The organism is Luteitalea sp., assembly GCA_009377605.1.
GTDB lineage: Bacteria > Acidobacteriota > Vicinamibacteria > Vicinamibacterales > Vicinamibacteraceae > WHTT01.
Window position 1 is genome coordinate 59,049 of the sequence record WHTT01000021.1, and the last position, 22,417, is coordinate 81,465.

A 22,417-nucleotide genomic window follows, 5' to 3' on the forward strand; every position below is an offset into this window, starting at 1 on the left:
GATGGTCGCGTGCTCTACTCCCTCCCTTTCCCACGGCGACTCCGAGCGCGTCACGCTGATCATTGTCAACGCGCGGGCATGGACGGCTGATCCTGCCCACCTGTGGGCTGAGGCAATTGCCGTCGCTGGTGATCGCGTTGCTGCCGTTGGTTCGACCGACGAGATTCGGGCAATGGCCGACGAGGGCGTGCAGACCATCGATGCGCGCGGTCGCCTCCTGGTACCTGGCTTCATCGATTCGCATGTCCACTTCATAGACGGCGGCTTTCGGCTCGCCTCGGTGCAGTTGCGCGATGCGCGAACGCGCGAGGAGCTCGCCGATAGACTCGCGGCGTTTGCCAAGGGCGCTCCCGAGGGCACCTGGATCACGGGTGGAGACTGGGATCACGAGCGCTGGGGCGGCGAGCTGCCCCAGCACGAATGGATCGACCCGATAACGCCCCACCATCCGGTCTGGGTCCATCGTCTCGACGGCCACATGGCCTTGGCCAATTCCGCCGCGCTGCGCGCCGCAGGCGTGACACGCGACACTCCCGATGTTCCCGGAGGCACGATTGTGCGGGATGCTCGCGGTGAGCCGACGGGCGTGCTCAAAGACAACGCCATGCGGCTCGTCACGCGGGTCGTGCCGGAACCGACACCGGAGCAGGCGGATCGGGCGCTCGACGCTGCCATGCGTCACGTGGCCGCCCAGGGCGTCACCACGGTCCACAACATGGGCAGCTGGGCGGACCTGGAGACGTTCTCCAGAGCGTTGAAGGCAGAGCGGCTCAGCACTCGCATCTACGCCGTCGTGCCGCTCGCCGACTGGGAACAGCTGCGGGATCTGATCAGGACCCGCCGCTTTGGGCAGCAGGGCCGCGGTGACAAGTGGCTCCGCGTGGGTGGTCTGAAGGCCTTTGTCGACGGGTCGCTCGGGTCGCACACCGCTCTCTTCGAGCAGCCGTTCAGCGATGCCCCAAACGACCGCGGCTTGTCCGTCACGCCGCTCGACACCCTGTACGAGAACATTGCCGCCGCTGACGTCGCGTACCTTCAGGTCATGGTCCACGCCATCGGGGATCGCGCCAATCGCGAGCTCCTCGATATCTATGCGCGTGTTGCGGCCGACAACGGCAAGCGCGATCGGCGCTGGCGCATCGAGCACGCCCAGCATCTTCGCCGAGAAGATATCAGCCGTTTCGCGGAGCTCGGCGTCATTGCGAGCATGCAGCCGTATCACGCGATCGACGATGGGCGGTGGGCGGAGGAGGTCATCGGAGCCGAGCGTGCGAAGACCACGTATGCCTTTCGATCACTGCTCGACGCCGGAGCGACCGTCGCGTTCGGTAGTGACTGGTTCGTCGCGCCGCCCTCGCCGCTCGAGGGTATCTACGCGGCAGTTACCCGGCGTACGCTCGACGGGAAACATCCCAATGGGTGGGTGCCAGAGCAGAAGATCACCGTCGAAGAGGCGCTTCGCGCCTACACTCATGACGGTGCCATCGCATCGTTCGACGAGGCGGTCAAGGGCACGATTACACCCGGAAAGCTCGCCGATTTCGTGCTCATCGACCGCGACCTCTTCGAGGTGCCACCGGACGAGATTCGCGAAGCGCGCATCCTCTGGACCATGGTCGGTGGGCGGATTGTGTACGAGCGAAACCGCCGGTAGCGCGCGGCCACGGTCCTGGTTGAGATGGGTCCGAGCCCGGACGCCGACGCTCAACGGAGTCCCACCGGGCGGCCATGCCGGCTCGGCGATAGGCGGGCCCGCTTGCCGCGAGGGCCAGTTTCAGGTAGCATCACGCCCGGTTCACCTGAAGCACAGTGTTGGTCCGTCGCGTTGGTGCGCGGCATACCCTGTGCGCACGCGCGTACCGGGCGGTGTCCCCTCGCGCGGCACTCCGCCGAGGGGACTTGGGCGGGTGCCAGAGGGCCCGTGCAACCCCGGTGGAGAGACTGACCAGTCACTTCAACCTGGAGGGAACGCATGGCAGCTTTCGTCTGGTGGATTTTGTTTGGCCTGGTTGCCGGTGCACTCGCAAAGCTCATCATGCCCGGCAAGGATCCAGGAGGGATCCTGATCACGATCCTCTTGGGCATCGCCGGAGCGATCGTCGGTGGTTTCATTGGCACCGCGCTCGGGTTCGGGTCGGTCACGGGGTTCAACTTCGTGAGCATGATCCTAGCCGTCGTCGGCGCCATCCTGCTACTTTGGATCTACCGCATGCTCAAGCGATCGTAGGGTCGACCGTCGCCTCTCCGACGTTGGACGCGCCAGCGGGTTGCGAGCCCGCTGGCGTTTGCTTTCTCCCGCCTCTGAGGGAGAGATTCGTCTTGGCTTCGGCCGGGAACACTGCGGCCGGGCTGGTTTCGTCAGCTCGTACGGGTAACGCGGCGGCTTCCCCGGCCCCGAATTCAGGAGCTGCGTGTGGTATCCTCGTACGGCTGCGCACGCTGCTCGGCGAGGCAGTTGGCTGACTTCGCCTGGCGAGACACACCTTCCCTCGAACAGTCCCCGTCGTCCAGAGGCCCAGGACGCGGCCCTTTCAAGGCTGAAACACGGGTTCGAATCCCGTCGGGGACGCCAACGTCCTTGCGACGCTTCGGCCGTTGGCGTCCCCACCGGTCTTCCCGTTGGCGGCGCGCTCTGCGAGCGCCCCAGCGGCACCGAATCCCGTCGGGGACGCCAACGCCTTTGGAAACAACACGCCGCTGAAAACCCTGCCCAGTGTGAGACTTGCCGTGAGTTCGTACGCGCGACCCTCGTCGGTCGGCGTCAGTGTGATGCGACCGTCGATCAATTTCTGGACCACTTGCCGGCTCCAGCCGACTTGACGACGCAGGAGGATCGCCACTCGGTGAGCCGTGCCCGCACCTGCCGCTCGAGCATCCGTCGATCGGTCTTCGCGAGGTGCGCTGGGGCTGTCAGGACTTCGAGTTCGCGCGTGAGGCCCGCCAGCCGTGCTTCCCGTTCACGCAGCGCCGCGACGAGCGACGGCACGTCGCCGCCACCTACAATCGCCGACGTAAGGCGGGCAACTTCGAGTTGAAACAGCGACCGCTCGCGTTCCAACTCATCCCGCGGTATGTCGGTCGGCTGCGCTGCCAGCGCCTTCAGTTGGTCCACAACCCGCCTCGTCACATCTTCGAGCACGTCTGTACTGAGAACGTCCGCCTCGAGCATGTCGAACAACGCCGCATCGACCGCCTCCAACGGAACCTCGAGGTGGTTGGTGCACACCGTCCGCCCACGCACGTGATAGCTGGAACAGGCGTACCACGCCGTCCGTTTGCGCCCGCTCGCCCGTGTCCGGACAATGATGCTGCCGCCACATTGCCCGCAACGCGCGAGCCCTGAGAGCAGATACTTGCTGGCCACACCGTTCGGTGGTCTGCCCCACAACCGGCCTCCGGTGCCGCGCACGTAGGTTTCCCGCGATCCGGCGAGGCGGGCGTGCGCCGCGTTCCACAGGTCGTCAGAAACGATCCGGAGTTCGGGCGCGGAGAGCCGCAACCACTCAGCCTCTGGCGTCGACCGCTGTTCCTTGATGCCCCACTGGTTCCGCTTCTTGGTTCGGTTCCAGACAATCTCGCCTCGATACAGCGGGCGGTAAAGGATCGCCCGCACGGACGACGGTGCCCAGCCCTTCGGCCGTTGCTGCTGTGGGCGTGGGCAGACAGCGCCGTCGGCGTTCAGGGCAACCGCGATCGCGCGAAGCCCATGGCCCTGCCCGCACAGCTCAAAGATTCGCCGAATGACGGCCGCCTCTGACTCGTTGATGCGACGTTCGACATGAGACCGGCACGGCTGGCCATCCGGACCGGGCGTCATGATGTCGATGTTGTCGTAACCGAACACCCGGCCGCCGGTGACCTGCCCCGCCCTCGCTTTGCGGAGCATGGCATCGTAGGTGCGCTGGCGGGCCTTCTCTCGCTCGAGCTCGTCGGCGAACGCGGTGACGGACAGCATGAGCTTGTCCGTGCGGCTGTCGAGCGTTCGTTCCCGGTCCTCCAAGTAGAAGAACACCCGAACGCCAGCCGTCACGAGCTGCATGAGCGCGTAGGCGGTCTCGATCGACTCGCGGCCCAGGCGCGATTCCTCCGACATGATCAAGACCTGGAACTTCGGATGGGGTTTCAACGCGTTCATCAGCCGCAGGAAGTCCGGCCGAGTGGCGAACTCCGCTCCGCTGATGTTGTCGTCGCTGAAGAGGCAGTCGTCCGCCACCGTCCACCCCTTGCGCGTGGCATAGGCTTTGGCGTGCTCGATTTGCCAGGTGACGGACTTCGCTTCCTCCGACACCGCCGCTGACACAGGGCTTTTCCGCGCGTAGATGGCCGCGAATCATGGCCTGCGTTCCTTTCCGCTCCGCTTGCGCTCCGCCTTCAACGCGCCTTGCGCCTGCAACCACGCCTGAAGAGCGCGCCGTACCTGTTCACCTTTCGGTGTCCCGTGGCGCTCGGTCACGACGTCCATCGCCGCGCGAATCGTTGGGCTGAGGCGAACGGTCAGGATATAGTCCTTCTGGTCCCCAGGCATGTGGCTAGTGTAATACTGCGGCTACTTGGGTGTCAACTGTCTTCGACAGCGATGTGAGAAAGTGGAGAGCAGTGGAATGACGAGGAGAGAAGCGGCGGACCTCACGGTCGGCGATCGCATCGTGTGGGACTCGCCGAGTCCACGGGCGCGGCTGGCCGCCGGGACGATCGTCGGTCGCGGGTCGACGTCCCTCACGATCGGGTGGGACGATGCCGACTACTACCCGGTGTACGACCTGGATGATTGTGCGTTCCTGACGAGGGCATCATGAAGGACGTTGGGAGATCGCCGAAAGCACGGCGCCATGAGTATCAACGGCCTTGACCACTTGGTACCACAGTTGGCGCCGCGCGGTTTCTGCAGCCGTCCACTGCTCAATCGTTGCCGTTTGCCCCGCCACGTCGCTACGGGCGACAGCCTCAAAGGTAGCGCGAATCCCCGCTAGCTCCGCGCCGTACGCGTCCTGGATCGCGGTCATGGTTTGCCGCACACCAGGATCATTCAGCTCTTGTACGAGCTTGTCGAAGTCGCGCAAGGTGACGGCGAGCGCCATAAGCTGCGGAGTCGTATCCGAAATCCACTGTTCCCCTGAGACCGCGTCATCGCCGTAGCCGTTCGCGATCGCTTCCACGATCGTCCCCCAGCGATCGACCGGTTCCGCAATCCGCTCAAGGATGGTGGCATCATGCGCAGAGATTGATGTCGCAGCAGCCCCGTACGCGGTGGCCACGCGCTGTTCGTGACGCTCCGTCTCACGACTCTCCTGAGCGTAACCCGCAGCGAACCCGAGAGCGCTGCCGATGACAATCATCACTTGCGCCACTCCACCCCAATGCCCCCGCGGGTCACGCGTCGCACTTCGCCAGGTCCCAATAGCCGCCGTCAGCCAGTACGCTAGACACACCGCAATACCCACGACCGTGACCGTGAGCGTGGTCGCAGCGCTGATGCGGCCAGTCTCCTCAAGCGCTGTGAAGACGGCGCTGAGACCATCGTAGCCCTTGGAAACGATTAGGCCGCCAAGAACCCAGCACCCCCAATAAGCCACGGGCAACGAAAAGTGCCCGCGCCAAAGGCGCCGTGGCACCTCCCGGAGCCGTCCCCAAGCGTCACTTACCTCCCACGGGATCGTGTTTGTCGTCATCGAATTTGTCTCGTCTCTCTTTCCGGATGCGGCATAAGCTCAGCAATGTAAACGCTGGGAGGCCGCCTAACCGAACACCCAACAGTCCTGCCACGTGCGCAGACGCGATCACAAAGCGAATCTGCGATCCTGGCCTCGGCATGCCGCCGAGATGGCGCCAACCGAACATCGTGGCGCGACTTTGATCGGGGTCGACATGTTATAGCAATCGTGCGATACTCCATCGTGCCACCCACCACGGTCCTGATCTTCTGTGAGCGTGACGGGACCGTGCCGTTGCTGGCGTGGCTTGACAAGATCCCGACGAAGGCACGCCTCAAGTGTCGCGTTCGGCTCGGGCGATTAGCGGAACTCGGCCACGAGCTCCGGCGGCCAGAAGCCGACTTCCTCCGTGATGGGATCTACGAGCTGCGTGTCAGCTTTGGTGGCGTGAACTACCGGATGCTGTACTTCTTCCACGAAGGGCGCGCGGTCGTCTCGCATGGCCTGACGAAGGAAGCGGCGGTCCCGCCTATTGAGATTGACCGCACGCTCGGACATCGGCGAGCGTTCACTGCTGATCCGGCCCGGCACACGGCGGCCGAGGAAGAGGAGGACGACGATGGCACGCACCACTGACGCGTTGAAGATGCTGGACCAGCGCTACAAGTTCGATCCGGTGGCCCTAGACGAAGAGCGATTCCATGCGCAGGTCGCCCTCTTGATTCATGACCTGCGGGAGGAAGCCGGCCTGACCCAGCAGGAGCTCGCCGAGCGTGTCGGGACGACACAGTCCGTCATCAGCCGGCTCGAGGACGCGGATTACGAAGGGCACTCCCTGCAGATGCTGTCGCGCGTCGCGCACGCGCTGGACCGAAAGATCACCCTCACGGTTGACGCGGAGCCCGCACCGACACGCCGACGCCGGCAGCTCACGGGAACGCGTGGGTGACACGAAGAAACGGCAGGCGCGCGACATTGCGGCGGCGCGGGTGCGCTGGCACGACGACAAGCGGCGCAAGACCAAGGAGCGATGACCATGGCGCTCACACGCGCGTTCAAAGACACGGTGCAGGCGCGACTGCAACACGACGCGGCGTTTCGCCGCGAGCTGCTGCGCGAGAGCGTGGAATGTCTGGTGACCGGCGATCTCCCCACAGGCAAAGCCCTCCTGCGCGACTACATCAACGCCACCGTCGGGTTCGAGGCGCTGGGGGGCGCGCTGCGGAAATCGCCGAAGAGCCTGATGCGGATGCTCAGCCCGTCCGGGAACCCGCGGGCGCGGAACCTCGTGGACGTGTTGGTCTACCTGCAACAGGCGGAGCGGCTCGCGTTCACGGTCACGGCACGCCGGCGGCGCGCCGCGTAACACGGTGCCGCGTCGAGAAAGGGGACGCCCATGATGTCGCGTGCGAAGACGACCATTAACGCGCCGAGCTCCGTCGTCGAACTGAAGCGTCCGCCGACGCATCCGGGGGAAATGCTGCTCGAGGAGTTCCTTAAGCCACTCAAGATGACCCAGGTTGAGGCCGCGCGGCGCTTGGCCATGCCCCTGACCCGGCTGAATGAGGTGATCCGCGGGAAGCGGGGCGTCACGGCGAACACCGCGATCCGGCTCGCACGGCTCTTTAAGACCACACCGGAGTTCTGGATGGGCCTGCAGGCGGACTGGGATCTCTGGCATGCCGCGCGTGAGCTCCGGCAGGCGAGCTGAGAGGCTTGCACCCTGAGAAGGGGAATGACTTACTTTGACGCGCGACGTGCTGAGGAGCTGTTCAGACTTTATCGACAGTTGGCGCTCGACTACTGGGCTGCCGTTGAACCCATCGAGCGCGGACCCGGGTCGATGGAGGGGCCAGAGGCACCTACGCACTCGGAGACCGAGACTTCGCGGCCTCTTCGGCAAGAGATCATGATGCTTCTGCCACAAGTTGAGTACTGGGCGGACTGCCTCGGCGTCAGTGTGCGCGGCGAGAGTCACCCTCCTTCAGAAGTCCGCGGGCCGATAATTCCGTTCAACTTCCTCGCCTGCGTCACAGACCAGTGGGTAGGCTACAAGTGCGTTTCAAGAGATGACGTTGTCGATGCGGTCGACCGGTGCATCGGTGCGGCAGACTTCGCCAAGCGTGCCATTCTAGCTCGCTTGCTGAAGCCGTGGTGCTGGCTGGTGGACGTGCCCGCGCTGCTCGTCGGCTGGCCCTTCCACGTCATGCGGAAGGCCGGAGTGCCGGACGCGTTCGTTGAGAGCACGGGCGCGCAGATCGCCAAGGTAATCCTCACGGCACTGCTTTGGCTGGCTGGATTCGTCTACGCCGTTTATCAAACTGGCCTAGCCGCAGCAATACAGGCGACGCTGGCTGAGTGAGGAAGCGCAGTAAACTGACATCGGCGGCTAGGGTCGCTCCCGAAGACGCGCTCTCCTGGCGCGGTGCCGCCGACTTCCCTTCCAGGAGGCTGCAACAGGAGGCAGCTACGTGGGTAGTGCGGTGGGCGTTCCCTCCCGAACACGCCCTGACCGAAAAGCCTACTGGGGGGGCTGCGCTCGGAGAAGCGACGCGTTGGGTGGTGTCTGTTCGCGGAGTATGTCTTCACGCTGCGCCCCGAGGCCTGGGACAACTTCGTCAACGCAGCCGGACCCTTGGAGCGAGCCTGGAACCACGCGGCTCGTTACTCGTTCTCCCGAGGGTATCGCCTTCACGAAAATGGCACCTGGCACAACCGTCAGGGCCAGCTTGTCCCCGAGGCCGCTCACGCGCACGAACGATTCGAGAAGCTTTGCAGAGAGTTGGCTGACGTCCTCGAGAACGAAGGACACCTCCCCTCGAACGGCGACCATCAAGCGTGGTTCCTGCCGCTGCTCTTCTTTGCGCGTCTAGACCATCTCGTCAGCGGAGCCAATCAACCTTCCCCGCGGGTCTTGAGGACCTTTCAGTCCCCGTGGTTTGATGACCGCATCCTGAAGCGCAACTGCGAGTGGCTGGCTCGGTGCTACGTCTTCAGCGAGAAGCCGAAGGATATTGCAGGCAAGACAGGCGAGAAGGTTCGAACGGTTAGGGAAGCCCTTCGAGACACCGCCCTGCTTCTAGATCTTCCACGTCCGGATCGTCGCGGCAGACCTTCAGACGATTCACTCTAAGTAGCACGACGCCCGAGAGTTTCCGTCTCATCACAGTCAAACCGGTGTCGGTTTTATTCGACACTTATTGTGTTCTCGGCAACGCTGCATAGACGTCGGGAGACGATGCAGGCATCTTCAGAGATCACCATGGATACCAAAGCGCGGGCGCTCACCGAAGCGGCAGCGGCGCAGTACATCGGGATGTCCCGGGCGTGGCTACGTTGTTCGCGTAGCCATGGGGGCGGACGGGTGCGCCGACGTTCCTGAAGATTGGTCGTGTGGTGAGATACCTCCGCGAAGACCTGGACGATTGGCTTGAGCGGCGTCACATCGAGCCCGCGATCCCCGTCGTCGGCGGTCGCGATGGGGAGGTCATGTCCCCGTAAACGACGAAGCCCGCGAGTCAGGCGTGGGGCCGGCTCGCGGGCGATGGTGACGAGGTGGACCGTGAATGAATCCGATCGTATCGCAACTGTAGCCGATCGAGAAGCGACCATCCGCCCCGAGGCACTTCTTGCGCTCGATTTTCTGCTCGGGCGTGGCGCTGAACTCGTCGACGAGGCTGGCGCACGTGACGCGCTGTACGGTTTGTGGCTAGCAAGGTTGCGATCCATGCGCGGCTTTATTCGGACGAGGCCGCGCAGAATCAGCGCCACACGGGAGCTGTGGCGTGAGCGACGGCCCGGTCACGACGACCGATGTCGTCCTCAAGAGCGAGAACCTCGACACCTTCGACGCCATCGAGACGCCATGGCCGCGAGACTATCGCGACCTAGCCATCGAGACGCTCAGCGAAGACATCTTGAGAGCCGAGGCCGGGTACGTGGACGCACTCCGTGACGCGGAAGCGTATCGCGCACTCGCTCAGCGCGCGATCGAGGCCCTCGCGGCCCAACACGTCGAGCGCGAGCAATCACAAAAACGCCACCAGCAGCTCCTCGAGGAACATCGGCGTCTCGCTGACCAGTACCCGCACCTGCGCGAGCAGACCATGCGGGAGGTAGCGTGACCACGCCCACGGCGCAGATCTTTGGCGACACGCCACCCCCTGAGCGCAACAGCCGCGCGAAACGTGCTGGGCCACCAGTCCCACCAGATCCCGCTGAGACTGCCAACATCATCGATGGGCAGGATCGCTCGTTTGCCCGCATTGAGGACGCGCACTATGTCCTGTCCGTGCCGAACCTGGGGATCGTGCTCGACATCGAACACGTACGCGTCGAACGGCACCAAATGCACGGCGAGTTAACCGTGCTCTGCGAGCTCCCAGGTGCGCGGACTTTCAACAACGTGCTCATCACCGGCGACTACAACCTGAGCTCCACCGCAGCGCGCAGCAGCCTGGTCCGTTACTTGGCGCCGCCGAACAATGCCCGCGGTGTGTCAGATATCGATTGGGATTCCCTCCTCCTCGAGCTGTCCTGCCGGGCGATCGATGCGGAACGCGCCGGCAGTCCAGCGGTCCTCCTGCGCGATGTCCAGCCGCGCGGCGCTGAGGAATGGCACCACGTGTTCGGGTTTGCGCTCCCCCGTCGCCATCCGGCCATGATTTTCGGGGACGGCGACACCCTAAAAACCTACACGGCCGGCGCGATCGCCGTGGAGCTCGCGCGCCGTGATGTCCGTGTCGGTATCGTCGATTGGGAGATGACCGAAGAGGAGCATCAGGCACGAGTCGCACGCCTGGACGCCGCACAGCTTGATCGCATTGCCTACCTCTCCTGCGCGCGGCCATTGGTGCACGAGCGGGATCGCGTCGCGCGGATGATCCGTGATCACCGCCTGAACTACCTCCTCTGCGACTCAGTGGGCTTCGGGTGTCACGAGAAGCTCGAAGCCGCCGAATCACCGATGGTCTACTTCCGCGCGGTGCGGAGTCTCGGGCTCGGCTCGTTGCACATTGCCCACGTGACGAAGTCGGACACCAGTGACGACCAGAAGCCGGCCGGAGCCTCGAAGCCGTTCGGATCAGCCTACTGGTTCAACTCTGTGCGAGCGCTCTGGTTCGCCAAGCGGGCGGATGACGGTCTCGACCGGAGCGTGATCGATGTCGGGTTCTACCCGCGCAAGTACAACCTCGGCGGCATCGCCGAAGACGTTCGCTTTGCGCTTCCGGTTCGACGAGCAGGCCACGACGGTCTCGCCGATCGACGCTGCTGACGTGGACTCCCTCGCCAAGGGGATGGACCTCAAGGAACGCATTCTCCATCTGCTACATCGGACGAACCGCGCCATGACGGTCGCAGAGATCGCCGACGAGTGTGAGAAGGACGAGGAGACGATACGGACGACCGTCAAGCGCGAGATCAAGAAAGAGCGATGGTTCACCAAAGTGCCCGATTCGACCGGTGTTTATCGCATCGGATTGCTCGATCGGAGGACGATTTGATACTCCCCCCTGTCGGACCAGACATGTCTGGTACGGAATCATCCAGACATGTCTCCAGACAACCCAAGCGAGCGCTGGTGCACAGATACCGTAAGTGGTTCACTTGGCAATCACTTAGAGCACCAGACAATTGTCTGGTACACGACCAGACAGTCACCAGACAGACAACCCCCCCCCTATTTATAGGGCGTGTCTGGTTGGGTTTGTCGGGTGAAAAAAAGGCGAAAGCTCTCATGGCCGCGGGCAGAAGCCGACCGGGGTCCTCGAAGCCGTTCAGAGGAAGAAGAAGACGCGACATGCGACCGACCTGTGAGACCTGCCGCTACTGGCGAACCGTGCACCGCGAGGCCGAGGCGGGCCAGTGCCGACGTCGCCCGCCGGCACTGGTGAAGTTCGAAGGCGCCGATCCCGAGACCTCCTGGCCGCGTACGGACGTTGACGACTGGTGCGGGGACCATGAGCCTAAACCGCAGGAGGACCGATGACGCGTGGTGGCCCGACACGCGTCCAGGACCGGGGCGCGTTCGTTCGCTGTGGGCCTTACCGAACGAGGAGGAGCCCCAACGCCATGAACAGCGCAATCCATGGTCCAGGCAGCTGCAGGCACATCCGTTCGATCTCTTCGCGCGGCATGGTCCCACGCCACGCCCCAATCGCCAGGTCGAGCGCCGGCCACGTCGCCAAGAACAGCGCAAAGCCAAGGGCCGTGGCATTCGAGCGGTCCATCACGGCGATGCCCATCGTCCACACCAGCAGGAGGATCAGTCCTGCCACCCACGGACTACTCGTCGCCATGCCCCGCTCTGGCGACGCTGATGATCTCAACATCATCGTTGCACCTCACTCAGAGCCATGACTTGCCGAAACTCGCGCCGTGCCATCAACGTGACTCCTCAGGGCTCGTGGGATCGGAAAACTTCGCACCCCTACATAGCGCGTGCCCGTCGGCTGGAGCACGCTTGCAGGCATCATGAGTAATTACCAGCATCTTATCGCGAGCGCCGGGCTCGACCCGCAGCAATTCCTCACGAGCGCCGCGGTGGCCCGCCTGGTGGATCGCACGCCCGACATCGTTCGTCGCTTTGCCAGAGAGGGCCGGTTGCCGTTCAAGCGGGCGTTCGGGGGGATGCGGTTGTATCGCCTGGCGGACGCGTTGCGGCTGCGCGAGTCGTTGTGTCCCAAAGCCGAGCCGATGGCCGCCTTGGACGCGATCGCCGTCGAGCCCGAGGACATCGCGCCTGACGGCAGCCACGCCCCGGACGCCCACGGACCGGGCCTCCCGCCAGGATGGGTGCTGTATCCCGACAGGCAACCTTCGAGGTGACCACGTGGCGGCTCCAGCACTCACCAGCTCGTCACCCACGGCAACAACCGACACCCGCGGCGTCTCGGGATTCGATTGCCCGCCTGTCGCGCCGCGGCGTTGGCCGACGTTGGTGCCGGGCGTGGAACGTGCACAGCCTGACGAGCCCCCGCGTGAGGTGCAGGAAGTTTGCAGAAATTGCCGCTTACGAGCCGCGTCGCCGGGACTGGCAGCACCTGAACGCATTGCTCGAGCTGCTCGAGGAGCGTGGCCGCATCAGCGATTCGGCCATCGGGGTGAAGCTCCACGTGTCGCATACGGCCGTGTGGCGTTGGCGCCAGCGGCCCGGCTTCGAGACCTGGCTGAACAGCCAACTTCAGGCGCGCACGCAGCACTGGAAGACGTTCGTGTTGGCGCGCGCGTTCGCACTCGCAATGAGAGGTTCGATCAAACACATGGATTTCTTGGCCCGCGTCCTCGGCTGGTACAAGCAGCCAGAAGGCGGGAGCGAGCCAACAATCAACGTCATCTTCGGACCAGGACTCCGAGCGCGAGACTGAGAACAATGGCCGGCTCCCTACTGACGATGCCAACCGCGCTGAGCCGTCAGACACGCGACGGTGCCGCGTCAGCGTCCGAGGCGAGCACCGCGACACCAGCGCTCAAGATTCCGTCGCTCGTGCGCGCGTACGTTCGGCTCGTCGCCGTTGAGCTGAGCGAGGGGCGACGCCTCACGCAACGTGCAGCAGCGGAAACGCTTGACGTCCACGAAGCGACGCTCTCGAAGGCGCTGAACCGGCCAGGCGTCCAGTCCTGGTGGAGCGTCCGCCTGTGGTGGCGTGAACGGCACGACGCGTAAGTCTGATGGCGGCCGTTGACGCCGCGATTGCTGCGGCGCTGGCTCGCGCTCACGGAAGTCTTCGCACACCTCGAGGATTGCCGCATTGAACTCGCGAAGGAGTTCCCGTTCCGGATCTCGCAAGCCGCGCAGGTGAATGAATACGCCCCACGCCAGAAGTTGTAGGCCTTCCCGTTGTTCGCGCCGACTCAGGTCTGGCCAGAGCCGTTGCAGGGCGGTCAGATGCTGGTCAGGAAGCGCAGCAGCCGGCGGCGTGGAGGTGTCGTGCGGTGTGGCGTTCTTGCGTGTCATGGCGAATACTCCTCTGTTGGTTGGTGGCTGCTGGCTCGTCTCAGGGCGTCAGGGCGGTCCGTTCGCGCGTCTCCCGCGCGATCACCGCCGCCACCTGTGACGCGTCCACGAACGGCGCGACCGCCGCCTCAAAGAGTGCCCGCAGCACGTCAGGCGGCAAGGCGTCCACCTCGACTTGCATGAGCGCCCCGTGACGCGCGATGAACCCCTTGGCCCGCGTATCCGTCGACTTGCCCGGCATGGGTGGCAGGTCGTACGCCTCGATTTGTTGGCGTGTCAAGGCCACGCGCCGCACGATGTCCCAGCAGGCGGTCTGTTTGATGAAGTTGCGATCGATATCCTCACCCACTCGGGTCGAAGTCACCCGCGTAGAGCAGGACGGCCGAGCGGCCCTGGCCGCGTACGTCGTCGACGACCTCCGACTCGAACGACTCTGAGCTGTAGCCACCGAGCGGCAGGACGGGCAAGCCAAGGTCACCGAACCAGGCACGGAGCTGCGCGACCAGGCCGGCCTTCTCGATGGCGAGGTAGACCGAGACGGCCTGCCCCTCAGTCCGGTCGCGCCGGTAGAGGGACGCGAGCCAGCGTCGCGCATCCGCCACGCTCGTGAAGGTCACGGGCCGGTCGATCCTACGGTTGCGGTCCATGAGCGCGGGAAACGTCCCGGCGCGGCGAGCCGCGGCCGTGCGGTGCGAGAGCTGCGTATACTCGGCTCGCGTGTTCCGGAGCACCCCCGCGGAAACCAGCCGGTAGAAGAGTTGCCGCAGCGTCACCGGCGTGTCATAGCCCTTGACGATCCGGGCCGCGTCCGCCAGGAGAGACCCCCACGCCTCGGGTGTGCGCCGTGCGGCTGTCCCTGCGCGATGCATGACTCTTCTCAGTCCGTCGCCTGGACCGGTTCGAACGGCAGCACTTTCGGGCCGTCCGCGCGCGCACACAGGCGCTCGGGATGTGGCGGCCGGGACAATGGCCGACCGTCGACGACGTCTCCGACCCAGTCCACCACGGCAAGAAACGCATCATCGACACGGTCCTGGGCTTCCACGGTCAGCCCTGACACTTCACCGCCAGCGCCGCGCGCGTCAATGCCTGGGCGACCATCGAGAGCAGCAGTAGCGCGTCAGTGTCGAGTTGGTCGACGTAGTTGATCGCCAGAATCCGGAAGTCGCCGTCGTGTTGGAGCTCCGCCACGGTGTGGAAGTACGACGCGCGTGGGCACTCCTCGAGCGACAACCTCCCAGCCATGAACGCGGCGATCGGGTCGCGCGTGTCGATCGCAGGGGGGGCCATTTAGTGCACCTCCGGCGCATCGGCGATGAGCGCCGGCATATAGGCGTCCTGCGAGTTCAGGGCGGCACGCACGGCGCGAAGATCCGTGAGCACCTCGTTGACCAAGTCCTCAAGGCCGGCGTGTATGGCAGGGACGTCGAACGGCACCCCACCCTCTGGGGGATCGTGGAGCGCCATCTGGGCATGCTGCACGATCATCAGCTTGTTGTAGGCATAGTACAGGCGCTCCTCGACACTGCTGATGACGTGGCGGACAGCGACCTCAGGGTCAGCGTGCCGGCTGTTCGCGCGCGTGTCTGGTGCCCCGGCCGGTCGATCCGCGGAGTTCTTCTGAGCGATCGTGGTGCGGGTGACATTGAGAGGCCCTCCTTTTTGGGCGTTGCTTGTTGTTGAGACTCTGGGGGAGATCCACTCGGCGACTGTTCTCGGTCGGTCGCCGTCGGTCACCTGCAGACGTCAAGATTGCGCACGTACCAGCGATAGACGAGACCCGTGACGACGTCGTGCCCGAGCACGTCCTCCTGCCCATCGCCGTCCAGGTCGAGCACGGCGAGGTTGACGTTCGGTGCAAACTCGCCGACGCACACGCGCTCCCGGCCATGCACGCCGTCCACGACGAGCCAGTAGGCGCCGGTCGGCCGCTGATACCAGAGGAACGCCGCGATCGGCCCGCGCAGTCCATACATCTCGACAGCGGCCGCAGGTCCCTGCTCGACCAGCGTGGCGAACGCGTTGCCTGGTGGCGGTTCTGGCACGTGGCGCCAGAGTGGCGTCGCTGGCTCGGGTGTCTCCGGTGGCGGTGACGGCCGACCATTCGGCACGCAGCCGCCTGCATAGGGATCGCAGACTGGTGGTTCGGGCTCAGGCTCCGGGGCTGGTTCGGGCGTTGGTTGCGGTTCCGGGTCTGGTTCCGGCGGCGGCGGTTGACACGGGTCAGCTTGGCACGGATTTCACGGCATGCCGTTCGGGCACTGAGGTTCGGGTTCTGGTTCTGGCGCCGGAGCTTCGACGCAGCCGGGCGGATACGAGATCGGCAAGCCGTACGGGTGTGGCTGACACGTCGGCTGCGCGTCCGCGATTGCAACCAGTGCAAGCACGATGCTGCCGGCCAACGCTGCGGTGGTGATGGCCTGAGAGGCTGAATAGGCCTTGCTGAAGCGTGACATGAGCCCTCCCCTTGCTCGCGTGTCTTGAAACCGCGAGCCGTTGGAGGGCAGGACTTGTTATGCAGCGTGTTGACGGATGGGAACGATCCGCGATCCCCGGAAACTCCAAAGGCGATCAATGCCCGTCGGGGACGCCAAACTTTCTTCGGCCCGTTCAACGGACTCCAAGTACCTGAAGAGCGGAGCGGTTACGGCGGTTCGATTGAATCGAATTCCGTCGAACTTCCCCGAGGGGATTGCGCGCAAGAAAACGCTGCGCCTTCGGTGTAGCGGCTAGGCGTATCCTGCGGCTTCCAGTCGGCGAATCAGCATCGAGATGAAGCTGAGGTGACGGCGAATGGGTGGTGAACCGCCGGTGGATCGGGCTCCCGTTCCGTGAACTGGTGCGCCGATCGAGCGATCCGTTCGAAGGCCGTCAGGGTATCAGCCACGCAGCAGGTTCTCGCGGATGCTCTTGAAAATTCGGTCGTAGGTCTCCTGATCTCCTGACGCGGGCAAGTTGATCTCAATGCGCACAGTGAGACCGACGTCTCCCCGATCGACACCGCTGCCGCTGCCGTTCCCGTTCGAGGTGGCGGGCATGTCCGTCTTGACAACCGGAGTCGGCGCCGACTTCTTCAACTTCGCCGGATCGCCCTTTGTAGCCTTGCGGCCGCCGGCGGGCTTTGTGACGATCGGCTTGGGTGGCTCACCGTGACCGCTCAATGCCGCCAATGCTCGGAACGTCTGGGCCTGTCGCTTGCCGACGAGATCGCTAGTGTGATCTGCACCGCGGAAGAACGAGATCAGCTGATCCGTCGAAAGGTCCCACGCGTCCTTTCCGTGCAGCGCGAAGAGGTCCTTGTATGCGCTCTCGACGAGATCGCTAAGCCCTTTCTGGAAGTCCTCGGCATTGTGCTTCGTGAACACGGACGTGGCTTTGGAGGTCTTGTTGCCGCCGTCGTCAAGGACACCGATGAATCGGAGGATCCCGATGATGTACGTCTCGTTGTTCGGCGCGATTCCCAGCTTCTTCAGCGTGTCTGCCGTGACGGTAACAGGAAACGACTTCTTCAGATGTGTGATCGTCTGTACAACGGCGCCGCTTCCGCTCGAGGTATACGGATGTTTCGATGCCATGTCGCCTCTCTGTGGAACAAGTGTCAGCAAACTATTGGATGTAAGGATGATAGCCCATGATCAGCCGTGGCAGCCATCTTCTCAATACTCCTCACCGCCGTCCGGATCCTGTTCCAGAGTCACAAGAAGGTGCCGGACTATCACCTGATCGTCCGGCGTTGGTTGACAGGTCTTGTGCCCCTCTTCAGGCGGCCCGGAGGTCCACGCGACATGTCCGGGAGTAGACTAGGCAGGGGGCACGTATGGAAATCGCGATCCCGAAAAGTCTCGAAGCGCTCGTTCGCCGCAAGGTCGAGGAAGGCCACTACACCACCGAAGCGGAGGTCGTCGCCGATGCCCTGCGCCTGATGCAGGTTCGCGACGAAGTTGCTGCCGTGAAGCGTGATCGGCTCCGAGACGCTCTGGAGCAGGGCTTCGAAGACGTTGCGGCCGGTCGGGTGATCGAGCTCGAGACCGAGGACCAGATCGACGCCCTGTTCGCCAGCCTGTGAAGCGACTCGTCCTCACCGAGATCGCCAAGTCGGATCTCGCCTCGATTCGTCGTTACTCTACGCGGACCTGGGGGCGGGATCAGACCACCAAGTACATGGATGTCCTTCGTGACGCCATGAAGGGTTTGGTTCGAGGCACGGTGCTCACGCGTGCGCGCGACGACCTCAGGCCGGCCATCCAGATGGCCACCAGTGGCCGTCTCAGCATCTTCTTCGAGGCCGACAACTCCCGCATCCTGGTCGTGCGCATTCTTCACGACAGCATGGACTACCGCCGCCACCTGAACCGGCCTGCCGGCGAAGACGTTTGAGTGTGATGAGTGTCGTCAGACGGCGAGACATGGTCAGGCTATAGAGGCTTGCGAAGCCCTCGCAGCACGTTGGGATGGAGCTAGCGGTCGTCCGTTGGGTCTCGGACGTACTCGGCGTCCACCTCGGCGGTCATCGCCCGCAACGCATGCATGCGGGCCTGTGCGAATGAGATGAAGATGTCCGCATCCGGAGCGCGCAGACGACCGGTGCTGGTGATCCCCTGGGGCGCGGTTCCTGTCGGGGACGCCAGATTCTGCCGTACGAGGTCTTGCACGATTGGTCCCAAGGCCCCCGTGCCCCAGGAAGTGGTAGTATCCCGCGTCTTGCGGGTCGCAGATCAGGCGGTCGACAAGCGGTCCTACGGTCCTTCACATCTCGTCTACCATATCCTCCTCTTTCGAGTGCCACAGGCGATCCGCAAAGTCCATAAGATACTGCCAATCTACCTTCAACAAGTTATGGGCACCGTTGCGAATATGGTATCCGCGGTTCCCCGCAACGAGGGGGCGGTTGAGCGAAGGCATATCACTGGGCAGGATCGGTGCGTGGTTGTAAAGGGCATAAACAGGGGAGGCATGTGCCAAGGAACGAAACTCGCCCCGCGGATCCGCCCAGAGATCTTCATCAGCACTAGCAACATAGACCGCTCGCGGCGCAATCAGCGCAAGCAGCATGTGTTGGTCGAACGGCAGTTCATCTTCCCGATCGTTGAACGTTTTGAAGTTGGCATTGAACCAATGGGGAAAGCGATTCACAGCGCGTACAGTCTCCCCATAACGCCGCCGGCTCAGCGCAGCGCCACCACATCCAGACTCGTTCGAGATCACCAGCGCGAACCGCTCATCCTCGGCACCGGCCCAGAGCGCAGCCTTGCCGCCCCTCGAATGTCCCAGAAGCGCGACCTTCGAGGTGTCCACATCGGAATCCGTCTCGAAATAATCCATGACGCGGCTCGCCCCCCACCCCCAGGCTGCCAGGGCTCCCCACGCATCCGGGTCACGCTCACCTGCAGCCGCCTCACCTTCAAATAGCCGGATAACACCCTCAGAGTAATGCTCCTGATCGTCAGGGGCCAGGTCATTGTTTTGTATGGCGGCGATCCCATAACCGCGTTCGATCGCCTCCTCAGCAGGCCAGAAGCCGGACTGTTGCTGCCGTGTCGGATCCGTATTCTCCGGGCGGCGATTGTTGAGCAGCAGAAATACCGGTACAGGTTCCCGCGATTCATTTGGCAGAAAGAGGACCACTTCAAACTGGTGTGTGCGGTCCTCGTGAGCGCTATGAATGGCAACCCGTCGCAGTGTCGCAGCTCCATTCATCGCTGATGAATCCTCCTCGACCACTTGAAAGGAAAGCTGTTCGGGAGCGCCTGGCCGGTGCCCATACATAGAGTTGCGAAAGAGCTCGAGGATTTCTTCCCGCCTTTGCGGCCATGCCTTCGGCGTGGTGACGGAGGTGCCAGCTGATGTGCGCAATAGATCCGGGAGCTGATAGGGTGGGACGTCGGTTTCCTGCCAGAGATACTTCGGCCGTTCTTGTTCTCGCTTCTTGACAATGTCTGGATCGGCCTGCCAGCCACCGTTCTGGGGCATGTCGAGGATGCCCAGCTTGCCGTTGTCGATGATGGCGCGCTCGTCGCTGAACCAGGACCAGGCACCGTTGTCGTTGAAGACGATCACATCACCCCAAGAGGCGGCACGGTCGCCGTGCAGCAGCGCGGCGAAGGCGACGATCATCAGCGGGCAAGCGAAAAGTCCAGGCCTGTATCGGAGTGGCATGTGTAAGCTTCTCCGCCTCTTCACTCGACGTCCAGCGTCTGCCAGACGAACGTGATGGTTTCTGCCAGTTACTTCGTCCGCCGAATTTCCCGCGAAGCAATCCCGCTGACCTTCCAGCCTATGCGGATGGCCTGCGCCTCTACGGTGGTCGGCGCATCTACCGCGAATGGTTTCGTATACAGAAGGAGAGCCGCCCAGAGTGAGTCCATCTTGAGTGAGGGCTTCGACCTTCGCCCGCGTTGCGACAGGCATAGGTGTATCGTATGCGCAACACAATGTGTTTGCGCGACTGTTGTGACTGAAGGAGGCATCGTGACCAAGACGCTGATGGGGACAGTTGCCATGCTGGTGATTGCCGGCGGCCGGACACCGGCCCAGCAGTTCCCTCCCGGCTTCGTTGATCCCGCGCCCCTGCTCGCCGCCGCCTCTCGGGAGATCGGCGAAGCCGACCTGAAGTGCATCACCTTCTCGGGTACCGGGTACGGCGGCGCCGTCGGCCAAACGCTCGAAAATGCTGTCAACGTGGATTGGCCGCGCATCGACGCGTTAGCGAACTACACGCGCACGATCAACTGGGAGACCGGCACGAGCAAGGAGACATTCGATCGCAAGCCAGGCCTGAATCCGGCGTCATGGAAGTACGGCTTGGGTTGGCAAGGCGGCACGCCGACGCAGACGGCAACGCGTCAAACGCACATCGTGAATGGCAAGTTCGCCTGGTACATCGACGGGAACGCGGAACCGGTGGCCGTTTCGCCGGAGCTTGCGGAGCTGTACCAACTCGATCTATGGCTGAATCCCCATGGGTTCATCAAGGCCGCGCGCCTGCCGGGGGCCAACCCGGTCGCCTTCTGGCGTTGGGAGCAGATCGAGAAGGGCCGGGACGGAAACGTGGTGGCGCCAGAGAAGGTGCACGTGGTCGCGATCACGATGTTCGGGAAATACCGCGTGGACGCGACGATCAATTCGCGAAATCAGATCCAGCGGATCAAGACCACGGTGAACGAGCCCTCTCTTGGTGATTTCAACATCGAACACGAGTCGACCGACCAGATGACCTTCGGCGGCGTGAAATGGCCGATCACCTGGCATTCCCATCACGGATGGGACGACAACTGGCAGTTCTACCGCCACAGCACCGGTCACAACGCATACGGCGGAGCGTTTCCCGAGGTGCAGCCCAACGAGTGCGGCGATCCGGTTCCCGTTCCCACCACGGTCGCGCAGGCGAGATTCCCGTCGCAGGTGACGGTCGAAGAAATGGCCGACGGCGTGTACCTCATCGGAGGTGGACCAGCGAACAGCTACGTCGTGGAGTTCAAGGATTTCGTCGCCGTCTTCGAAGCGCAGGCGATGAATCACGCAGTCTCGCGGTGATCGAGGAGATCGTGAAGCTCGCGCCGGGGAAGCCGATCCGCTGGCTGATCAGCTCCCACCCGCACTTCGATCACATTGGCGGTCTACGCACGTACCTGCACATCGGTGCAACGATCGTGGCACACATGAAGAACATCGCGTTTCTCAACAACGACGTGCTGAGCTACGAACCGAGGACGATGAAGCCCGACATCGTGGCGCGATGGCCGCCGACCGAGCTCTCGGAAGGCTACAACTACGAGGCCGTCCAGGAAAGCTACGTGATTTCCGACAATGCGCGGATTCTGCGCGTCTACTACGTGCAGCCGTTGGAGCACGTCGAGGGCATGCTGATGGCCTACCTTCCCACCGAGCGCATCGCCTTCCAGGCCGATCTGTTCGATAGCCACGAACCTCCCAGGGCGGCACAATTGCCGGCCATGCGCACGCTCTACAACCAGGTCGAGCGCATGCAGCTGGACGTCGCGACGCTCGCGCCCGTGCATGGCAGGCCCGTTCCCTGGCGCACGTTCGTCACCGCGCTGCGGTCACTGGACCGCGGAAACTGACGGCGCGTCTCCCCGGGGTTTGATGCGATGTGGTGTGGACATACCTTACCTCTATGGCTGCCACCGTCATTCACACGACGTATTCGTCGGCTTGCCATCGAGGACGTCTACGATCCCCTCGGTCCCAGTTCGTCCGATGCCCATCCATACACAAGAAGGCCCAAGAACGTCAGGTGAGCGATCCACGACGCGATTGCAGGTGAGCCCATGTCGACATACTAATCTTGTGGCTACGTGATCGCGGGGCGACAGCCGTTCCTCGTTCAACCCACACGGGATCAGGCCGGTCCACCCAGCTCGGCGGATTGTCACCCTCGCGACTCGAGCAGCGTCTTCAGCGTGTTGAGGTCGCGGGAGACCCAGTCGGCATCGCGCGCGAATTCCTCGTCCGACGCGTCCGGCCGGCGAAAGAGTGTGAAAGTGATGTCAGACCCACTGCCGTTCGCAACAACGCGCACCGGGACGTAGATGGCGTCGCCACTCGGCGGAATCACGTGGTGGTCGAGGACGCCAAATGCGTTGCGCTCGGTGAAGCGGACCCTCATCCGTCCGTCGGGCGTTACAGCTGTCCAGGCACCGTCGGCCCTCTCGAGCGGTCGATTGCTCAGACCGCTAGTGTCGTGTCTCAAAGAAAGCTTGTAATAATCAGGGGCGTTTGGTACGCTGCCGCATGCGCACCGGACGTCCCAAGAAACCGTTGGTACTGACGGATGAGGAGCGGCAAACGC

Annotated in this window: 31 protein-coding genes, 1 tRNA gene and 2 pseudogenes; 18 read left to right on the plus strand and 16 right to left on the minus strand. The window is 63.6% G+C overall.

Annotated features, from left to right (window positions below; translation table 11 throughout):
• Position 1 precedes the first annotated feature (1 nt).
• The 3 genes from GEV06_09305 to GEV06_09315 all read left to right on the plus strand — a co-directional run bounded on the left by GEV06_09305 (position 2) and on the right by GEV06_09315 (position 2,572).
• Complete coding sequence (locus GEV06_09305; protein ID MPZ18095.1) at positions 2–1,654, plus strand: amidohydrolase family protein; 1,653 nt, start codon at positions 2–4, stop codon at positions 1,652–1,654.
• A gap of 318 nt (positions 1,655–1,972) precedes the next feature.
• A complete protein-coding gene (locus tag GEV06_09310; protein ID MPZ18096.1) occupies positions 1,973–2,227 on the plus strand; it encodes a GlsB/YeaQ/YmgE family stress response membrane protein in 255 nt (84 codons plus the stop codon).
• 269 nt (positions 2,228–2,496) lie between these two features.
• Positions 2,497–2,572: transfer RNA gene (locus GEV06_09315), tRNA-Glu, on the plus strand.
• A 210-nt stretch (positions 2,573–2,782) separates the two neighbouring features.
• On the opposite strand, the gene GEV06_09320 is transcribed toward GEV06_09315, so the two are convergent.
• Positions 2,783–4,300, minus strand: coding sequence for a hypothetical protein (locus tag GEV06_09320; protein ID MPZ18097.1), 1,518 nt, complete (start codon positions 4,298–4,300; stop codon positions 2,783–2,785).
• A gap of 30 nt (positions 4,301–4,330) precedes the next feature.
• Complete coding sequence (locus GEV06_09325; GenBank protein MPZ18098.1) at positions 4,331–4,525, minus strand: hypothetical protein; 195 nt, start codon at positions 4,523–4,525, stop codon at positions 4,331–4,333.
• A gap of 76 nt (positions 4,526–4,601) precedes the next feature.
• Between GEV06_09325 and GEV06_09330 the strand changes: the two genes are divergently transcribed.
• Positions 4,602–4,796: a hypothetical protein gene (locus GEV06_09330; protein ID MPZ18099.1), complete on the plus strand. Its 195-nt coding sequence runs from the start codon at positions 4,602–4,604 to the stop codon at positions 4,794–4,796.
• Here the strand turns inward: GEV06_09330 and GEV06_09335 are convergent.
• Positions 4,791–5,669, minus strand: a complete 879-nt coding sequence (locus GEV06_09335) for a hypothetical protein (protein ID MPZ18100.1) — start codon at positions 5,667–5,669, stop codon at positions 4,791–4,793. The two genes, GEV06_09330 and GEV06_09335, sit on opposite strands and share 6 nt — an antisense overlap.
• Positions 5,670–5,894: 225 nt before the next feature.
• Between GEV06_09335 and GEV06_09340 the strand changes: the two genes are divergently transcribed.
• The 9 genes and pseudogenes from GEV06_09340 (at position 5,895) to GEV06_09380 (ending at position 11,155) form a co-directional block, all read left to right on the plus strand.
• Entirely contained in the window at positions 5,895–6,287 is a 393-nt protein-coding gene (locus GEV06_09340; GenBank protein ID MPZ18101.1) for a type II toxin-antitoxin system RelE/ParE family toxin, read from the plus strand.
• Complete coding sequence (locus tag GEV06_09345; GenBank protein MPZ18102.1) at positions 6,271–6,600, plus strand: helix-turn-helix domain-containing protein; 330 nt, start codon at positions 6,271–6,273, stop codon at positions 6,598–6,600. Before GEV06_09340 ends, GEV06_09345 begins: the two co-directional genes overlap by 17 nt.
• A gap of 87 nt (positions 6,601–6,687) precedes the next feature.
• A complete protein-coding gene (locus GEV06_09350) occupies positions 6,688–7,017 on the plus strand; it encodes a transcriptional regulator (protein MPZ18103.1) in 330 nt (109 codons plus the stop codon).
• Positions 7,018–7,047: 30 nt separating this feature from the next.
• Positions 7,048–7,362, plus strand: a complete 315-nt coding sequence (locus GEV06_09355; GenBank protein ID MPZ18104.1) for a HigA family addiction module antidote protein — start codon at positions 7,048–7,050, stop codon at positions 7,360–7,362.
• Positions 7,363–7,386: 24 nt separating this feature from the next.
• Positions 7,387–8,013, plus strand: a complete 627-nt coding sequence (locus GEV06_09360) for a hypothetical protein (GenBank protein ID MPZ18105.1) — start codon at positions 7,387–7,389, stop codon at positions 8,011–8,013.
• A gap of 876 nt (positions 8,014–8,889) precedes the next feature.
• A pseudogene (locus GEV06_09365) lies at positions 8,890–9,152 on the plus strand (helix-turn-helix domain-containing protein).
• Positions 9,153–9,436: 284 nt separating this feature from the next.
• Positions 9,437–9,775 (plus strand): hypothetical protein, encoded by a 339-nt coding sequence (locus tag GEV06_09370; protein MPZ18106.1) that lies wholly within the window; start codon positions 9,437–9,439, stop codon positions 9,773–9,775.
• Positions 9,772–10,926, plus strand: a complete 1,155-nt coding sequence (locus GEV06_09375; GenBank protein MPZ18107.1) for a hypothetical protein — start codon at positions 9,772–9,774, stop codon at positions 10,924–10,926. The genes GEV06_09370 and GEV06_09375 overlap by 4 nt, the downstream gene beginning before the upstream one ends.
• A 1-nt stretch (position 10,927) precedes the next feature.
• Positions 10,928–11,155, plus strand: a complete 228-nt coding sequence (locus GEV06_09380; protein MPZ18108.1) for a hypothetical protein — start codon at positions 10,928–10,930, stop codon at positions 11,153–11,155.
• A gap of 540 nt (positions 11,156–11,695) precedes the next feature.
• Here the strand turns inward: GEV06_09380 and GEV06_09385 are convergent.
• Positions 11,696–11,986, minus strand: coding sequence for a hypothetical protein (locus GEV06_09385; protein MPZ18109.1), 291 nt, complete (start codon positions 11,984–11,986; stop codon positions 11,696–11,698).
• Positions 11,987–12,125: 139 nt separating this feature from the next.
• Here GEV06_09385 and GEV06_09390 point away from each other — a divergent pair, with 139 nt between their 5' ends.
• Entirely contained in the window at positions 12,126–12,479 is a 354-nt protein-coding gene (locus GEV06_09390) for a hypothetical protein (protein MPZ18110.1), read from the plus strand.
• 152 nt (positions 12,480–12,631) lie between these two features.
• Positions 12,632–13,018, plus strand: a complete 387-nt coding sequence (locus GEV06_09395) for a hypothetical protein (protein MPZ18111.1) — start codon at positions 12,632–12,634, stop codon at positions 13,016–13,018.
• A 68-nt stretch (positions 13,019–13,086) separates the two neighbouring features.
• Here the strand turns inward: GEV06_09395 and GEV06_09400 are convergent, their stop codons facing one another.
• The 9 genes and pseudogenes from GEV06_09400 to GEV06_09440 all read right to left on the minus strand — a co-directional run bounded on the left by GEV06_09400 (position 13,087) and on the right by GEV06_09440 (position 17,183).
• Positions 13,087–13,608, minus strand: a complete 522-nt coding sequence (locus GEV06_09400; GenBank protein MPZ18112.1) for a hypothetical protein — start codon at positions 13,606–13,608, stop codon at positions 13,087–13,089.
• Positions 13,609–13,648: 40 nt separating this feature from the next.
• The gene (locus tag GEV06_09405; GenBank protein MPZ18113.1) at positions 13,649–13,957 is read right to left on the minus strand and encodes a hypothetical protein; all 309 of its coding nucleotides are present in this window, start codon (positions 13,955–13,957) and stop codon (positions 13,649–13,651) included.
• Entirely contained in the window at positions 13,950–14,477 is a 528-nt protein-coding gene (locus GEV06_09410; protein MPZ18114.1) for a hypothetical protein, read from the minus strand. The genes GEV06_09405 and GEV06_09410 overlap by 8 nt, the downstream gene beginning before the upstream one ends.
• Positions 14,478–14,655: 178 nt before the next feature.
• On the minus strand, positions 14,656–14,898 hold the full coding sequence (locus tag GEV06_09415) for a hypothetical protein (protein ID MPZ18115.1): 243 nt from the start codon (positions 14,896–14,898) through the stop codon (positions 14,656–14,658).
• Positions 14,899–15,345: a hypothetical protein gene (locus GEV06_09420; protein ID MPZ18116.1), complete on the minus strand. Its 447-nt coding sequence runs from the start codon at positions 15,343–15,345 to the stop codon at positions 14,899–14,901.
• A complete protein-coding gene (locus GEV06_09425) occupies positions 15,342–15,719 on the minus strand; it encodes a hypothetical protein (GenBank protein ID MPZ18117.1) in 378 nt (125 codons plus the stop codon). Before GEV06_09425 ends, GEV06_09420 begins: the two co-directional genes overlap by 4 nt.
• A gap of 30 nt (positions 15,720–15,749) precedes the next feature.
• A pseudogene (locus tag GEV06_09430) lies at positions 15,750–15,818 on the minus strand (pilus assembly protein).
• 30 nt (positions 15,819–15,848) lie between these two features.
• Positions 15,849–16,064, minus strand: coding sequence for a hypothetical protein (locus GEV06_09435; protein MPZ18118.1), 216 nt, complete (start codon positions 16,062–16,064; stop codon positions 15,849–15,851).
• Positions 16,065–16,487: 423 nt separating this feature from the next.
• Positions 16,488–17,183, minus strand: coding sequence for a hypothetical protein (locus tag GEV06_09440; GenBank protein ID MPZ18119.1), 696 nt, complete (start codon positions 17,181–17,183; stop codon positions 16,488–16,490).
• A 242-nt stretch (positions 17,184–17,425) separates the two neighbouring features.
• On the opposite strand from GEV06_09440, the gene GEV06_09445 reads away from it, so the two are divergent.
• Together GEV06_09445 and GEV06_09450 are read left to right on the plus strand one after the other, a co-directional pair.
• A complete protein-coding gene (locus GEV06_09445) occupies positions 17,426–17,674 on the plus strand; it encodes a type II toxin-antitoxin system ParD family antitoxin (protein ID MPZ18120.1) in 249 nt (82 codons plus the stop codon).
• On the plus strand, positions 17,671–17,985 hold the full coding sequence (locus GEV06_09450; GenBank protein ID MPZ18121.1) for a type II toxin-antitoxin system RelE/ParE family toxin: 315 nt from the start codon (positions 17,671–17,673) through the stop codon (positions 17,983–17,985). Before GEV06_09445 ends, GEV06_09450 begins: the two co-directional genes overlap by 4 nt.
• A gap of 80 nt (positions 17,986–18,065) precedes the next feature.
• On the opposite strand, the gene GEV06_09455 is transcribed toward GEV06_09450, so the two are convergent.
• Positions 18,066–18,260 carry a hypothetical protein gene (locus GEV06_09455; GenBank protein ID MPZ18122.1) on the minus strand — a complete coding sequence of 65 codons (195 nt, stop codon included), beginning with the start codon at positions 18,258–18,260 and terminating at the stop codon, positions 18,066–18,068.
• Positions 18,261–18,354: 94 nt separating this feature from the next.
• Positions 18,355–19,578, minus strand: a complete 1,224-nt coding sequence (locus GEV06_09460) for an acetylxylan esterase (GenBank protein MPZ18123.1) — start codon at positions 19,576–19,578, stop codon at positions 18,355–18,357.
• Positions 19,579–20,837: 1,259 nt separating this feature from the next.
• Here GEV06_09460 and GEV06_09465 point away from each other — a divergent pair.
• The gene (locus tag GEV06_09465; protein MPZ18124.1) at positions 20,838–21,689 is read left to right on the plus strand and encodes an MBL fold metallo-hydrolase; all 852 of its coding nucleotides are present in this window, start codon (positions 20,838–20,840) and stop codon (positions 21,687–21,689) included.
• Positions 21,690–21,997: 308 nt separating this feature from the next.
• Here GEV06_09465 and GEV06_09470 read toward each other — a convergent pair whose 3' ends face one another.
• Positions 21,998–22,318, minus strand: coding sequence for an SRPBCC family protein (locus tag GEV06_09470; protein MPZ18125.1), 321 nt, complete (start codon positions 22,316–22,318; stop codon positions 21,998–22,000).
• Positions 22,319–22,417: the final 99 nt, after the last annotated feature.

Excerpts from the sequence above, each read along its gene's own strand:
- GEV06_09305 (MPZ18095.1), top strand. The coding sequence starts at position 2 with ATGGTCGCGTGCTCTACTCCCTCCCTTTCCCACGGCGACTCCGAGCGC.
- GEV06_09310 (MPZ18096.1), top strand. The coding sequence starts at position 1,973 with ATGGCAGCTTTCGTCTGGTGGATTTTGTTTGGCCTGGTTGCCGGTGCA.
- GEV06_09325 (MPZ18098.1), bottom strand. The coding sequence starts at position 4,525 with ATGCCTGGGGACCAGAAGGACTATATCCTGACCGTTCGCCTCAGCCCA.
- GEV06_09330 (MPZ18099.1), top strand. The coding sequence starts at position 4,602 with ATGACGAGGAGAGAAGCGGCGGACCTCACGGTCGGCGATCGCATCGTG.
- GEV06_09335 (MPZ18100.1), bottom strand. The coding sequence starts at position 5,669 with ATGACGACAAACACGATCCCGTGGGAGGTAAGTGACGCTTGGGGACGG.
- GEV06_09345 (MPZ18102.1), top strand. The coding sequence starts at position 6,271 with ATGGCACGCACCACTGACGCGTTGAAGATGCTGGACCAGCGCTACAAG.
- GEV06_09350 (MPZ18103.1), top strand. The coding sequence starts at position 6,688 with ATGGCGCTCACACGCGCGTTCAAAGACACGGTGCAGGCGCGACTGCAA.
- GEV06_09355 (MPZ18104.1), top strand. The coding sequence starts at position 7,048 with ATGATGTCGCGTGCGAAGACGACCATTAACGCGCCGAGCTCCGTCGTC.
- GEV06_09360 (MPZ18105.1), top strand. The coding sequence starts at position 7,387 with ATGACTTACTTTGACGCGCGACGTGCTGAGGAGCTGTTCAGACTTTAT.
- GEV06_09385 (MPZ18109.1), bottom strand. The coding sequence starts at position 11,986 with ATGATGTTGAGATCATCAGCGTCGCCAGAGCGGGGCATGGCGACGAGT.
- GEV06_09390 (MPZ18110.1), top strand. The coding sequence starts at position 12,126 with ATGAGTAATTACCAGCATCTTATCGCGAGCGCCGGGCTCGACCCGCAG.
- GEV06_09400 (MPZ18112.1), bottom strand. The coding sequence starts at position 13,608 with ATGACACGCAAGAACGCCACACCGCACGACACCTCCACGCCGCCGGCT.
- GEV06_09410 (MPZ18114.1), bottom strand. The coding sequence starts at position 14,477 with ATGCATCGCGCAGGGACAGCCGCACGGCGCACACCCGAGGCGTGGGGG.
- GEV06_09415 (MPZ18115.1), bottom strand. The coding sequence starts at position 14,898 with ATGGCCCCCCCTGCGATCGACACGCGCGACCCGATCGCCGCGTTCATG.
- GEV06_09435 (MPZ18118.1), bottom strand. The coding sequence starts at position 16,064 with ATGTCACGCTTCAGCAAGGCCTATTCAGCCTCTCAGGCCATCACCACC.
- GEV06_09440 (MPZ18119.1), bottom strand. The coding sequence starts at position 17,183 with ATGGCATCGAAACATCCGTATACCTCGAGCGGAAGCGGCGCCGTTGTA.
- GEV06_09445 (MPZ18120.1), top strand. The coding sequence starts at position 17,426 with ATGGAAATCGCGATCCCGAAAAGTCTCGAAGCGCTCGTTCGCCGCAAG.
- GEV06_09460 (MPZ18123.1), bottom strand. The coding sequence starts at position 19,578 with ATGCCCCAGAACGGTGGCTGGCAGGCCGATCCAGACATTGTCAAGAAG.
- GEV06_09465 (MPZ18124.1), top strand. The coding sequence starts at position 20,838 with ATGGCCGATCACCTGGCATTCCCATCACGGATGGGACGACAACTGGCA.